The sequence below is a fragment of the Methanoculleus sp. UBA430 genome (assembly GCF_002506585.1).
GTDB lineage: Archaea > Halobacteriota > Methanomicrobia > Methanomicrobiales > Methanoculleaceae > Methanoculleus.
Genome location: NZ_DAXW01000011.1, coordinates 32,298 through 46,711, shown reverse-complemented (window position 1 = coordinate 46,711; position 14,414 = coordinate 32,298). Strand labels below are relative to the sequence as shown.

Sequence of the window (14,414 nt, the reverse complement as noted above, 5' to 3'; positions counted from 1 at the left end):
GCAGAGACAGCAGTAACTCTTCCGGATTGCAGGAGTGCCGCCTTCTTTCGGCCGCAGATCCCCGCTCTCCCGGGACCGGGATTCCCGGTGCAACACGGCGATGCCGTCGGTGATCGTCCCGGAACCGGGGCTTCATAAGCCATGCGAACCTGGAGATGCGGTCGGCTGGGTCGTGACGGTGCTTGCGCAGGGGTGGATCGCTTCCTGGATTTTGCCCTCTCATCGGGCCTGTATCGATGAAATATCTCGTAAAATGCCGTATAAACCTATATAGTGCTCGAATACGGCACTGTTAATTCGAAATGTATTTTATACATCCCACTCCTCCTCAATATAGGTACCATCATGCACGTCCAAGCCGCCCCTGATCGCATCCTCTATGTAGACGACGAGGAGGCACTGCTCGATCTCGGCCGTATGTTCCTTGAGCGGGAGGACGGCATCGCCGTCGATGTCACCGCAAGCCCACACGAGGCGCTTCGCATGATCCGGACCGGCCGCTACGACGCGGTCATCTCGGACTACCAGATGCCGGAGATGGATGGGATCGAGCTCTTAAAACAGGTCCGGGAAGCAGGATCCCGGGTACCTTTCATCATCTTCACCGGCCGGGGACGTGAGGAGGTCGCAATCGAGGCGCTGAACAACGGTGCCGACTTCTACCTCCAGAAGGGCGGGAACCCGAAGACACAGTTTGCCGAGCTTGCAAACGCGGTGCGACAGGTTGCCGGGAGGCGAAGAGCAGAGGTGGCGGTCCGCAGGGGTAAAGAGCTGTTGCATAATGCCGAAAGCATTGCTCACCTCGGCAGCTGGGAGTTCGACCACAGGACCGGGCGGCTGACCTGGTCGGACGAGACCTACCGCATCTCCGGCCTTGACCCCGCAGAACCTGCGCCGACCTATGAGGCGTTCCTCTCGATGGTCCACCCGGATGATCGAACCCGGGTCAATACCGCGTACTCCGCCTCGATCGCGGACGGGAGGGACGCATTCGAGGTCGAGCACCGTCTCCTTCGCGGCGATACCGGAGAGGTCCGGTACGTCGTCGAGCGGTGCGAGCACCAGCGGGACGAATCCGGCAGGGTCTTCCGCTCCATCGGGATGGTGCATGACATCACGGACCGCAAACTCACCGAACTCGAACTGCTCTCGCAGCACGAGGAACTGCAGGCGGCCTACGAGCAGCTGGCCGCCGTCGAGGAGGAGCTCCGGTCGAGTTTTGACGACCTTGCCGGGAGCCAGCACCGGCTTCTGGAGAGCAAGGAACACTACCGCCAGATCTCCGAGAGCATCTCCGACGTCGTCTACTCGTGTGCCCTCGAGCATTCGGGCGAGTACACCATCGACTGGATTGCCGGAGCAGTGCATGAGATCACCGGGTATACAAACGGCGAGATCCTCGCGATGCGGTGCTGGAAGGCTATCATCCTCCCGGACGACATGCCCGTCTTTGAGCGCGAGATCTTCTGGCTCTCCCCGGGGACATCGTCGTTCTTTGAGATCCGGATCGTCCGCCGGGATGGTCCGGTCCGGTGGCTCCGTGTCTCGGCCAACTGTACCGACACCACGAACGGCGAGATAAGGTTGTATGGCGGGTGGCAGGACATCACGGACCAGAAGGAGGCCGAAGAGGCGTTGCGGGAGAGCGAGCTGCATTTCCGCACCCTTGCAGACAGCGGCCAGGCCCTGATCTGGACGTCCGGGCTGGACGCAAAATGCGACTACTTCAACGAGCCGTGGCTTGCCTTCACCGGCCGGACGCTCGAGCAGGAGACCGGCGACGGCTGGGTCGAGGGGGTGCACCCGGACGATCTCACGCGATGCGTCGAGACCTACATGGGTGCCTTTGCCCGCCGCGAGCGGTTCAGCATGACCTACCGCCTGCGGCGACACGACGGTGAGTACCGCTGGATCCAGGACGACGGCTCCCCCCGGTATGACACCCACGGCAACTTCCTCGGCTATATCGGGCACTGCCTGGACGTTACCGAGCAGAGACGGGTGGAGGAGGCGCTGCGGGAGACTGCGGAGAAGATGGAGAGCATCTTCCGCGCCGCCCCCACCGGCATCGGGATGGTGGTTGACGGGCTCATTACGGAAGTCAACGGACGGCTCTGCGAGATCGTCGGCTACACCCGCGGCGAACTCATCGGCCAGCCCGTAGAATTGCTCTACCCGGATGAAGGGGAGTACGAGTCTGCCATGCAGGTGGTGTATGCAGAGATCACGAAGGCCGGGACGTGCACCCTTGAGACCCGGTCCCTCCGCAAGGACGGCGGGATCATCTATGTTCTGCTCTCCATAACACCACTCGATCCGGCGGACTTCTCCCGGGGCGTGACGTTCACCGCCCAGGATATCACCGTGCGTAGAGCAATGGAGCGGGAGATCGAGTATCATGCCGGGGAACTTGCCCGGCAGACGAACAGCCTCGCGGTCGCGAACAAAAAGCTCAACCTGATGAGCAGCATCACCCGGCATGATATCCTGAACCAGCTGACGATCCTCCTCGGGAATCTCTCGTTTGCAGAGGAGGCCGTCCAGGAGCCCGAGGTCTCGGAGTACCTTGCCCGGGTGCAGAGTGCCGCCGACCGGATACACCGCCAGATCGAGTTCACCCGGGACTACACGGATCTCGGCGTCAGATCGCCGGAGTGGCAGCGAATATCCGATGCAATCCAGACGGCGGCACTTCATGGGTTACCCATCGACGACGAAGCCGGGGATCTCGTGGTCTACACGGATCCAATGCTCTCTACGGTCTTTGCCAACCTGATGGACAACACGATCCGGCACGGGGAGTCGGCGACCCGGGTCCGCGTCCGGTATCGGCCGGAGGAGAACGGGGACCTCACCCTTGTCTGGGAGGATGACGGCACCGGGATTCCTGCTGAGGAGAAGGAGCGGATCTTTTACCGTGGGTTCGGGAAGAACACGGGGCTTGGACTCTTTTTGATCCGGGAGATCCTCGAGATCACCGGGATCGGCATCACCGAGACCGGAGAGTCCGGGAAGGGAGCGCGGTTTGAGATGCGCGTGCCCCGCGGGGGATACAGAATCCTGGAGTAAAGAGGTTGCGTCTCAGATCGTCCGCACCTCCCCGGAGCCGGGCCTTCTTCCCGGGTATCGCCTGCCGTACCGGGATTTAGCCTGGAGCGCCCCTCGCTTGCCGGCGTCGGCGGCAGGGACGGTTCGCTCACTCTACCCGTTCCAGGGCCAGAGCCCCCAGGTATGCCATGGTCTGGAGGATGTCCTTATTCTCCGGCGTAAGCACCTCCTCCGGGTCCCTGAACGCGAACGCCAGGACGCCGAACGTAACCCCGGATGCCTTCATCGGAACGTAGTGTCCTATGCCCATCGGGAGGGTATCGGTGCCTCTCCCCGCTGTCCGGCCGTTCTCGAAGGCCCACCGGGCAATCGTCCGCTCTTTTGGGGTGAGCGGATAACCGGGGTCCCCGACGTTCACGAAGAGCCCCCCCGTATCCGGCGTGAGAACGGCAAATGCTCCCTCGCCGAACTGCTTCATGTGTCGATAGAGCGTATCGAAGATCTCCTGGCGGTGTGCGACGTTCACCAGATCGCGGGAGAGGACGGTGACGGCCTCAACCGTTGCCTCGCTCCTCCGTATCTGCGGGAGCAGGTAGCGGAGCCTTGTTGCGAGACCGCTGATGATGAACGCAATGACCACGTATCCCACAAATGAGATGAAATACTCCCAGTCGGTGATTGTAAGCGTGTAGTAGGGAACCACAAAAACGAAGTCGAAGATCAGGATGCTTACGATAGCGGTGATGATCGCTGTGCCCCGGCGGAACAAGAGCGCTGCCGCCACCACCGGAATCAACTGGATGATGAGCATGTTTGACGAACTGATGACATTTCGCAGGAAGTAGTTCATAATCGTCACAAGCGCGATGAGTATTGCGCTGATGATGAGGTTTAAGTTCACAAACTGCGGCAGTTGCCTGTGGATTGGGATGCTTACCGCTGCTTTCGGTTCGTAGAGGAAGATATCGATCCCCTTTGACCGGACCATGATGCGGTATACGGGAGAGTAGAAGATGTCCAGTCCGCGGGGTTTACCGAGCATGATCATGGTGACGTTGTGCTGCCGGGCATACCGGATCAGCTCCCCCGGAACGTCCCCTCCGCGGTAACGGACGATCCGCCCCCCGAGGTTCCTTGCCGTCTCCATCGCGTCGTTGAGCCACCGCCGTTCCCGGTCCGTGAGGTTCTGCTCGCTCTCGGTCCCGATGGAGATCACGATCCAGTCCGCACGGAACCTGTCCGCAAGGCGGTATGCCGCACGAACCATCTGGTCCGCCGTCGGGCCGGGGCGTATCCCCACGAGAAGCCGTTCCCCGGCAGGCCACGGGCCCGGGATGGCCCTTGCCCGCATGCAGGTGAGCATCTGGCGGTCGGTGACCTGCGCCATAAACCGGAGAGCGATCTGCCGGAGCGCCAGGAGATTCTCGACGCTGAAGAATCGCCGGACGGCCTGTTCGGCCATATCCCGGACATAGACCTTCCCGGCGCGGAGGCGGATCCGGAGTTCCTCCGGCGGGATATCTATCAGGCGAATCTCGTCGGCATCGTAGAAGAACGTGTCCGGGACCGTCTCCGCGACACGGATGCCCGTGATCTGGGCGACGATGTCGTTCTGGCTCTCGATGTGCTGGATGTTGACGGTGGTATAGACCGATATCCCCGCGTGAAGGATCTCCTCGATGTCCTGGTAACGTTTTATGTGGCGGCTCCCCGGAGCATCGGTGTGCGCAAGCTCGTCGATGAGGACGATCTGCGGGCGCCGCCTGAGAATCGCGTCGATATCCGGCTCCCGCAGCGTGAGTCCCCGGTAATCGCTGCGAACCGGGGGGATTGCTTCGAGCCTTGCGGCGAGCGCGTTCGTCTCTGCCCTGCCGTGCGTCTCCACATACCCGATCACGACGTCGAGCCCGTCGCCCCGGTGGCTGAGTGCGTCCTCCAGCATCGCGTAGGTCTTCCCGACACCGGCGGCGTAACCCAGGTAGATCGTCAGCTGCCCCTTCCCGGCTCTCTGCTCCGCCCGCTCTGCAACGGCGAGCAGGTCCTCCGGCAGAGGGCGGCCTTCCTCAGCGATCCTTTCTGCCGTGTTCAGTCCCTCCCGTCCAGGCGGTCCAGCTCACGGTTGAGCGAGAGGACATTGATGCAGGGTTCTACGAACGGGGCCGGCAGGCTCTCTGCCCAGGCGAGAACGAGCGCGTGGACTTCGTTCTCCGGGAGACCGCGCGCCTCTGCGACGGCGGGGACCTGCACCAGCGCGGCATCCAGACTGATCGCGGGGTCAAGACCGCTCCCCGAAGCCATGACGAGATCGGACGGGATCGGGCCCTGCACGCCGGCGTTCCGGAGAGCCCTCACCCGGTCCGCGATATGTTCGAGGAGCAGGGGATTTCCGGGCGCAAGGTTCGACCCTCCGGAGGCGGAGGCGTTGTAAGCGGTGATCGGTGTCTCCGAGGGGCGGCCCTGGAAGTAGAACGGTGCGCTGAAGTTCTGGCCGATCAGGTCCGAGCCGATCACCCGGCCCTGGCCGTCGACGACCAGGCTCCCGTGGGCCTGGTACGGAAATGCCGCACCGGCGATGAGCGTCACTGCCAGGGGGTAGGCGAATCCCGTGATGGCGAAGAGGACGAGGAAGAGGAGCAGACCGCTTGTTACTGCCTGTCGTATCGCCGTCATGGGTATACTCTCTACAGAACTCCGGCGATCAGGAGGTCGAGCGCTTTGATGCCGATGAACGGGGCGGCGAGGCCCCCGATCCCGAAGATGATCAGGTTGTAGGCAAAGAGCCTCGATGCCGGCATCGGTTTGAACCGCACTCCGGCAAGCGCGACCGGTATCAGGAGCGGGATGACCAGGGCGTTGAAGATGACCGCGGAGAGGATGGCCGACTGCGGGGTGGCGAGGTCCATGATGTTCAGGACGGCGAGCTGCGGGTAGATCCCGACCAGTGCAGCCGGGATGATGGCGAAGTACTTGGCGATGTCGTTTGCTATGGAGAACGTGGTGAGGGCTCCGCGGGTCATCAGGATCTCTTTGCCAATCTCGACGATATCCAGCAGTTTGGTGGGATCGCTGTCCAGATCGATGATATTGGCCGCTTCCCGCGCCGGCTGGGTCCCGTTGTTCATGGCCACCGCCACATCGGCCTGGGCGAGGGCGGGCGCATCGTTGGTCCCGTCGCCGGTCATGGCGACCATGTAGCCCTCGTCCTGCGTCTCGCGGATCAGCCTCAACTTGTCGTCCGGCTTCGCCTCGGCAAGGTAGTCGTCCACACCCGCTTCCGCTGCGATTGCAGCCGCGGTGAGCGGGTTGTCGCCCGTGATCATGACCGTCCGTATCCCGATCCGGCGAAGGTCGGCAAACCGTTCCCGGATGCCGGTCTTTAAGATATCCTTGAGGAAGATCACGCCGAGGACCGTCTCGTTCTCGGCCACCACGAGCGGCGTGCCTCCTGCCGATGCAATCCCATTCACTTTCGTCGCCAGGTCCGGGGGCACCGTTCCTCCGCGTTCGGGGACGAGCCTCGTGATCGCGTCGGCGGCTCCCTTCAGGTACAACGTCTCGCCGCACTCGGCGCCGCTCACCCGGGTGGCGGCCGAGAACGGGATGAACCGTGCACCCGGGGGGCAGGCCGGTGCGGTGCCGGTCTTCTCCCGGACAAGGGCAAGGATGCTCCTCCCTTCCGGCGTCTCATCGGCGTACGAGGAGAGAAGGGAGGCCTGCATCAGTTCGTCCCGGGACTGCCCTTCCACCGGGACGAACTCCGTCGCCTGGCGGTTTCCAAGGGTGATCGTCCCGGTCTTGTCGAGGAGCAGGACGTTGACGTCGCCTGCCGCCTCGATCGCCCGGCCGGAGAGTGCGACGATGTTGCGCTGGAAGAGCCGGTCCATGCCGGCGATCCCGATCGCCGGGAGGAGTGCCGCGATGGTCGTCGGGGCCAGGCAGACGAAGAGTGCGACCAGCACCGTGAGGCTCGCAGGAGCGCCTGAACCGGTGAACGAGGCGCTGTAGGCGGATACCGGGTGAATGTTGCCGACGACTGCCAGGAAGACGGCGGTCAGCGCCAGGAGCAGGATCTCGAGCGCGACCTCGTTGGGCGTCTTGCGCCGTTCGGCCCCCTCGACCATGGCGATCATGCGGTCGAGGAAGGTCCGGCCGGGCTCCGTGGTTACCCGGACGATGATCTCGTTTGCAAGCACCGTTGTCCCCCCCGTCACCGCGCTGCGGTCCCCTCCCGCCTCGCGCACCACCGGCGCGGACTCTCCGGTGATGGCCGCTTCGTTGACGAGGGCGGCTCCCCTGACCACCTCCCCGTCGCCGGGGATAATCTCGCTTTCCCTCACCAGGACGAGGTCGCCCGGCCGGAGGTCGGAGGAGGCGACCTCGTTTGCCGGGGCATCGAACGTCTCTCTCTCGAGGCGGCGTGCGGGCACGCTGGTGCGGGACTGCCGGAGCGACGCCGCCCGCGCCTTTCCCCTCCCCTCGGAGAGGGATTCAGCGAAGTTAGAGAAGAGCACCGTCAGCCAGAGCCAGAGGGAGACGAGGCCGGTGAATAACGACTGTTCTCCGGTGGCGGCCGAGAGGCCGACGAAGAACCCTGCCGTCGTGACGATCCCCCCTACCTCCACCGCCAGCATCACGGGGTTCTCGATCTGCCTGCGCGGGTCCAGCTTGAGCACGCTCCCGACTAGTGCTTTGCGGATGAGACCCGGTTCGAAGGCCCCGAACCGGGGGTACCGCTTCCTGGCCATCGGGCTACCCGCCTCCGAAGAGCAGCAGGTGGTCGGCGATCGGCCCCATGGCGAAGAGAGGGAAGAACGTGAGCGCCCCGACGATCAGGATCACCAGGATCGTCCAGACGGTGAACGTTGCCGACGCGGTTGCCAGGGTCCCGGGTCCCGGTGGGACGGTCTTCTTCTGCGCTATCGACCCGGCGAGGGCGAGCATCGCGACCGCCGGGACAAACCGCCCGATGGCCATCGCCGCGGCGCCGGTGAGCGCATAAAAAATCCCTGAAGCGTCGAACCCGGCAAACGCGCTCCCGTTGTTGTTGGACATGGAGGCAAACGTGTAGACGAGTTCGGAGAGGCCGTGCGGACCCGGGTTGTGCATCGCTTCGGCCGTGCCGGGGAGGAGCAGCGCGATCCCCGTGAGGATGAGGACGAGGACGCCCGGCACCAGGACCGTGAGAACGGCCATGCGCATCTCCCGGACCTCGATCTTCTTTCCGAGATACTCGGGGGATCTCCCGATCATCAGCCCGGCGATGAAGACGGCGAGCACGATAAAACCGATAAAGGTATAGAACCCCGATCCCACTCCGCCGAAGACGACTTCGCCGAGCAGGATCAGGAGCATCGGTACCATGCCTGCAATCGGCATGAAGGAGTCGAACATGGCGTTGACCGCCCCGCAGGGCGTCGCGGTGGTGGAGGCGGCAAAGAGGGCGGTGCCGCCGAGCCCGAAACGGGCCTCTTTTCCCTCCATCGAGACCCCGGTCACGTCGAACTGCTCCATGAGCGGGTTGCCGCCCAGTTCCGCAACATAGAGCGTGCCGAGGGCGGGGAGGTAGATCGCGAGCATGACGATGTAGATGGCCCATCCCTGCCGCATCGACCCCGCCATCCGCCCGAAGGCAAAGGGCAGCGAGACCGGGATCAGGAGGATCAGGAAGATCTCTACGAGGTTGGCGAACGGTGTCGGGTTCTCGTAGGGGTGGGCGGAGTTGGCATTGAAGAACCCGCCCCCGTTCGTGCCGAACTCCTTGACGGCCTCCTGGGAGGCGACAGGCCCCATGGCGATCGTCTGCGGTCCGGCCGGGCCGTACCCCGCGGCATGCACGTAGGGGTCGACGTTCTGGATGACCCCCTGCGAGACGAGCAGGAGGGCGGCGGCGAATGCAACCGGGAGAAGGATGTAGAGGACGCACCGGGTCACGTCCACCCGGAAGTTGCCGATCCGGTCGGTCGACCGGCGGGTGACTCCCCGCATCACCGCGACGGCGATGCAGATCCCGGTGGCGGCCGAGAGGAAGTTCTGGACCGTGAAGCCGGCCATCTGGGTCAGGTAACTCGCGGAGACCTCCCCTGCGTAGATCTGGTAGTTGGTGTTGGTGACGAAGCTTGCCGCCGTATGGACTGCCGTGCCGGGGTCGAATGCACCGCAGCCTTCCGGGTTCAGCGGCAGGTAACCCTGCAGCAGGAGAAGCGCGAGGAGAGCGATAAACCCGATGCCGTTGAAGATGAGCATCTCCCGTGCGTATCCCTTCCAGTCATCCTCCTCGCCGGCGGACGTGCCGATGAAGCGAAAGAGCCGGGCCTCCAGCGCTCCGGGGATGCCGCGGGAGTAGTCCCCGGAGAACACGTGCGCCATATACCGGCCAAAGAGCACTCCCGTGATGGTGACTGCTGTGAAGAACGCGATGAAGAGTGACCCGTCGAGGAGCGGTGCAGGTTGTGCCATTGCGGACCGCCGATTTCTATCTGCTCGGAAGGATATTCCTATTACTATAAAAGTAACTCCTTCGCGCAACGGCATCCCCCGTGGCAGGATGTCTCGTCCTCTCCCTGCTCGACCATCGGGTCCCGACGGCGGCGGGATCGGTGAAGGGTTATGTTGCTTTCCTCAGCGTAAACCGGAACACCGCCGTATCTCTCCACCAGTCCGGACGGTGAAGCGGCCGAGACTTTCGCCCTGCACCGCTCGAACCGGTGGAAGATCCGGAACATAGCTCCCCTGTCGACGGCCTCTGCACCGCTCCGATTGCCGTTGCGGTTCTCCCTCCCGGCAATCCGATCCCTACATTCATTACCTGCCGGTTCGAGACTCTATCATGAGTCGTTCTCACATTCCACTCCCCGCCGTCCTCGTGGTCCTCGCCGCGGTCTTCGCCTGCGGCTGCACGAGCCAGGAGACCGTGCTCTCCGGCGAGGAGGCGGCAGAGGTGCTTGCCTACGCCGACCCGGTCGCCGATAACGTCATGCAGGGCTTCAACGAGGGCAACTACACGATGTATTCCCGCGACTTCGGCCCGGAGATGAAGCAGGCCCTGGACGAGGCCGCGTTTGAGCGGAACCGTGAGTCGGTCACGTCCCGGATCGGGCTCTATGAATCCCGAAGGGAGCCCGCCGTCACGGAGACCGGTGAGTTCATCGCCGTGACCTACAAGGCGGCATTCGAGCGGGAGGACGGGGTGGCTCTCCGGTTCGTCTTCAAGCAGGGCGATGAGTCGCACCAGCTCTACGGCCTCTGGTTCAACTCGCCGATGCTGCGCAGTTAAAGCGTTCCATCAGAAAAATGAACCTCCGGGGAGGTCCTGGGCTCTTCTTGCAACGGCCCGTATCAGGCCGGCACCTGCTCCTTCTTCTCCCGGTCCCAGTGGCGGTGCTGCGCAATGGCCGTCTTGAACTGGTCGGCAAACGAGGTCACGTTCCCCCGGCTCCCGCAGGTCACGACCCCCATCTCGGCGACGGCCTCTCCCCCGGAGCCGGCATCGACAAAGGCGACCCCCTTGATCCCCGACGCCTTCAGAAGGTCGATGCCTTCTCCTATCGCACCGATCGGCTTGCAGTGTTTGAAGGCCTCGTTGACGAAGTGGATAGCATAACCCTGGTTCTTCAGGGTCTCCACGTGCTTCCCGCCCGGGATGTAGACGGCGTCGTAGACGACGGAGGTGGTGGTGACGTAACTCTTGTCGACCTCCATCTCCCTGCCGTCGGCGGATTTGACCGTGCCGAGGAACTGCGAGATGATCTGCGGGTGAGCCCCACCTTCTTTCAGTGCCTGCTTGACCTGCATCACCTCGTCGTGGTTATACCCCTCCATGGCGAGGATCGCAACCTTCCTGCTCTTGACGGTGTCCTTGACGGTCCTCTCCTGGCTGAGGTTCGGGGATTTCTTCGTCCCGGAGGACGCGCCCTTCTCCGCGGGGGGCGGCACCCCGATCCCTTCGGCGATCCGTATCGCAAGGTCGCCGTCGACGTTGTTGATGAGGTCCACCACCCTTTTGCGGACCCCGAAGTCCGAGACCTTCCCGAGCTCGAAGTGGAAGGCCTTGACGATATGCTCCTTCTCCGGATCCGACATGCTGTTCCAGAAGAGTTTCGCCTGGCTGAAGAAGTCGTTGAACTTCTCGCTCCGGGCCCGGATCTTCTTTCCCTCGATCTTCTCCTGGTAGTGGGCAAAGCCCCCCTCCTTCACCGATGCCGGGCGGGGCTTGTTCTCGCCGAGCGCGTTCGGGAAGTAACTCGCCTCGCCCCTGTTGATCGTCATCCGGTGGTAGCCCTCGCGCTGGTTGTTCGCGACGGGCGCGAGCGGCCGGTTGATCGGGATCTCCTGGAAGTTCGGGCCCCCCAGGCGTATCAACTGGGTGTCGAGATAGGAGAAGAGCCGGCCCTGGAGGAGCGGGTCGTTGGAGAAGTCAATGCCCGGCACGATGTTCGCCGGGCAGAAGGCGACCTGCTCGGTCTCCGCGAAGAAGTTGTCCGGGTTTTTGTTCAGGGTCATCTTCCCGATCCACCGGATCGGCACCTCCTCCTCGGGCCAGAGTTTCGTCGCGTCCAGGATGTCGAAGTCGAAGTTCTGCTCGTCCGCCTCCTCGATCATCTGCACCCCGAACTCGAACTCCGGGTAGTCGCCCATCTCGATCGCCTCCCAGAGGTCGCGGCGGTTGAAGTCCGGGTCTTTGCCGGCGATCTTCTGCGTCTCGTCCCAGACGAGCGAGTGGACGCCGAGCAGCGGCCGCCAGTGGAACTTGACGAACCGTGCCTTCCCCCCGGCGTTGACGAACCGGAAGGTGTTGACTCCGAAGCCCTCCATCATCCGGTAACTCCGCGGGAGCGCACGGTCCGAGAGGACCCACATGATCATATGCGTGATCTCAGGGAGGTTCCCGACAAAGTCCCAGAAGGTGTCGTGTGCGGCGGAGGCCTGCGGCATCTGGTGGTGCTGCTCCGGCTTGATGGAGTGGACGAGGTCGGGGAACTTGATCGCGTCCACGATGAAGAAGACCGGCATGTTGTTGCCGACGATGTCGTAGTTCCCTTCTTCCGTGTAGAACTTCGTCGCGAACCCCCTGACATCCCTGACCGTATCGGCAGAGCCCCGAAAGCCGACGACGGTCGAGAACCGGACGAAGACCGGCGTCTTCTTCTCCGGGTCCTGCAGGAACGCCGCTCGCGTATACTCGGTCATCGGTTCGTAGACCTGGAAATACCCGTGAGCGCCCGATCCCCGGGCGTGGACGACCCGCTCGGGGATCCGCTCGTGGTCGAAGTGCGTCAGCTTCTCGCGGAAGTGAAAGTCCTCCAGAAGCGTCGGCCCCCGCTCCCCCGCCTTGAGCGAGTCGTCGGTATGGCTCACCCGCACCCCCTGGTTCGTCGTCAGGTACTCGCGCTCCGGGTCCTCGCGGACCTTATCGAGCTGCTCCTGTTTGCTCTTTTCATCCACCGTCCTTTTCTCATCCATACTCTCTCACCTGCAACCCTCGTGCCCCGGCCGATCGTACCGCTGATCCCCCGGCGTGCCCCCACATCCCGGTGGGTCATCATAAAAGTAACTGCACGCCGGAGGCAGGCGTGCAGAGCGGTTGCTTTACCCGAATTTCCCTGAAAAACCGGTTTCTCCGGTAAGACTGCCGTCTTCCCCGGGTATTCCCGACCACGGCCGGCCCGGACCCTCCTCCCGGCACGGCCGTGGTGGGCAGCGGGAGAGAGGTGTCTGCACGTCCAGCCGGGCGCTCTCCCCCGCTCGCTCACGGTATCGGTGCTCCTGGAGGAGACCTCTCTTGCGCGACAGAACGGTTAACGTATCGTACCTCCCTACATTGCGCCCTGGTGACAGTGGGACCCATGGATGTCTCGCGGGTATCAAGCAGTCGCCGATCCCCGTCTCTGTCGCGAGTGTGGAGAATAATATGGCAGAAATGGTGCCGCACGGCGGAATTCAGGCGAGCAGGCTCTCGCGAACGCTGAATACGGGAGATGCCATCTTCATCGGACTCGGCTCCATGATCGGGGCCGGGATCTTCACGGCTCTTGCACCGGCGGCGGCTGCAGCCGGGGCAGGGCTGGTTCTTGGCCTCGCGATTGCGGCCACTGTGGCGTACTTCAATGCCAGTTCTTCGGCACAGCTCGCCCGTCTGTATCCCGCTTCGGGTGGCACCTATGTGTATGCCGGAGAACGGTTGAACGAGTTCTGGGCCTGGGTCGCGGGCTGGGGTTTCGTCGTCGGCAAGTTCGCGAGCTGCTCTGCGGTCGCGCTCACCTTCGGCTACTACCTGATCCCGGAGTATGCGCGGTATCTTGCCGCAGGGGCGGTGATCGCATTCACGGTGCTGAATTTCTTCGGGATTCAAAAGACCGCCGGCGCCACGAAGATCATCGTCTCGGTAGTTCTGCTCTCCCTGGCCGTGATCGTTCTCCTCCTGCTTGTCGGCGAGCCGGCGCTCAGCAACCTGCGCCCGGTCCTGGGCCCGAACGGCGTATATGGGATCTTACAGTCTGCCGGAATCTGGTTCTTTGCGTTTGCCGGATACTCGAGAATCGCTACCCTGGGCGAAGAAGTCAAAGACCCGAAGACGTCTATCCCATGGGCAATCATACTGGGCCTGAGCGTCACCCTGGTCGTTTATGCCGCCGTCGCCATCTCGGCGTTGCTCCTTGTCGGGCCCGATCTGCTCTCCCGCTCCGATGCACCCCTGGTGACGGCGCTCGCCGGGGCAGGTTTTGGCCAGTGGCAGTGGATCGTCAGAATCGGTTCGACCTTTGCGACGCTCGGGGTGCTGCTCTCTCTGATGGCGGGCATCAGCCGGATGCTCTTTGCCATGGCGGCTGACCATGACATGCCTTCATACCTCGCCCGGGTTCACCCGATACACAGGGTTCCGCACCTCTCTGAAGCGACGGTCGGCGTAATCCTGGTTGTGGTGGTGATGCTCGTCGATCTCCGTGCGGCAGTTGGGTTCAGTTCCTTCACCGTGCTGCTGTACTATGCGGTCACGAACCTCTCTGCATACACCCTAACTGAGCAGGAGAGGTTGTATGGGCGATCCCTCGCGGTACCTGGCCTTCTGGGCTGTCTCGTGCTTGCGTTTACGCTGCCGGCAACAGCCGTCGGCATCGGGAGTGCCGTCATGCTGGCAGGCATACTGGTTTATCTCATCCGGAGGCGGCGCAGCCCGTGACAGAGACCCGACCGTCAATCCTGGTTCGGGTCGTACGTCGGGATGCCACCCTTTGATCCGGGTAGCGGACGCGAACCTCGTTGAGACCGGCCTGGTCCTGGATGCCGGGCAAGTTCTACCGCCTCCCTCACCCCCCCGGCAGTTATTGCGACGAAGATGCGTGTACGGCATCAGCAGGGTACGTATTGCG

Annotated in this window: 8 protein-coding genes; 3 read left to right on the top strand and 5 right to left on the bottom strand. The window is 63.2% G+C overall.

The window, feature by feature from the left end:
* Positions 1-345 precede the first annotated feature (345 nt).
* The gene (locus tag BRA49_RS09365; protein WP_292385478.1) at positions 346-3,069 is read left to right on the top strand and encodes a PAS domain S-box protein; all 2,724 of its coding nucleotides are present in this window, start codon (positions 346-348) and stop codon (positions 3,067-3,069) included.
* Positions 3,070-3,196: 127 nt separating this feature from the next.
* On the opposite strand, the gene BRA49_RS09360 is transcribed toward BRA49_RS09365, so the two are convergent.
* Genes BRA49_RS09360 through kdpA form a run of 4 tightly spaced genes read right to left on the bottom strand, consistent with a single transcriptional unit; the run spans position 3,197 to position 9,504 of the window.
* Positions 3,197-5,086 carry a DUF4118 domain-containing protein gene (locus BRA49_RS09360; RefSeq protein WP_292385512.1) on the bottom strand — a complete coding sequence of 630 codons (1,890 nt, stop codon included), beginning with the start codon at positions 5,084-5,086 and terminating at the stop codon, positions 3,197-3,199.
* Positions 5,087-5,133: 47 nt separating this feature from the next.
* A complete protein-coding gene (gene kdpC, locus BRA49_RS09355; protein WP_292385476.1) occupies positions 5,134-5,718 on the bottom strand; it encodes a potassium-transporting ATPase subunit KdpC in 585 nt (194 codons plus the stop codon).
* A gap of 11 nt (positions 5,719-5,729) precedes the next feature.
* Positions 5,730-7,793 (bottom strand): potassium-transporting ATPase subunit KdpB, encoded by a 2,064-nt coding sequence (gene kdpB, locus BRA49_RS09350; protein ID WP_292385474.1) that lies wholly within the window; start codon positions 7,791-7,793, stop codon positions 5,730-5,732.
* Between the two features lie 4 nt (positions 7,794-7,797).
* Positions 7,798-9,504 (bottom strand): potassium-transporting ATPase subunit KdpA, encoded by a 1,707-nt coding sequence (gene kdpA / locus BRA49_RS09345; RefSeq protein WP_292385472.1) that lies wholly within the window; start codon positions 9,502-9,504, stop codon positions 7,798-7,800.
* Between the two features lie 370 nt (positions 9,505-9,874).
* Here kdpA and BRA49_RS09340 point away from each other — a divergent pair, with 370 nt between their 5' ends.
* Complete coding sequence (locus BRA49_RS09340; protein WP_292385470.1) at positions 9,875-10,321, top strand: DUF3887 domain-containing protein; 447 nt, start codon at positions 9,875-9,877, stop codon at positions 10,319-10,321.
* A 62-nt stretch (positions 10,322-10,383) separates the two neighbouring features.
* Here BRA49_RS09340 and BRA49_RS09335 read toward each other — a convergent pair whose 3' ends face one another.
* Positions 10,384-12,507 (bottom strand): catalase, encoded by a 2,124-nt coding sequence (locus tag BRA49_RS09335; RefSeq protein WP_292385468.1) that lies wholly within the window; start codon positions 12,505-12,507, stop codon positions 10,384-10,386.
* Positions 12,508-12,955: 448 nt separating this feature from the next.
* Between BRA49_RS09335 and BRA49_RS09330 the strand changes: the two genes are divergently transcribed.
* Positions 12,956-14,224, top strand: a complete 1,269-nt coding sequence (locus tag BRA49_RS09330) for an APC family permease (protein ID WP_292385465.1) — start codon at positions 12,956-12,958, stop codon at positions 14,222-14,224.
* Positions 14,225-14,414 lie beyond the last annotated feature (190 nt).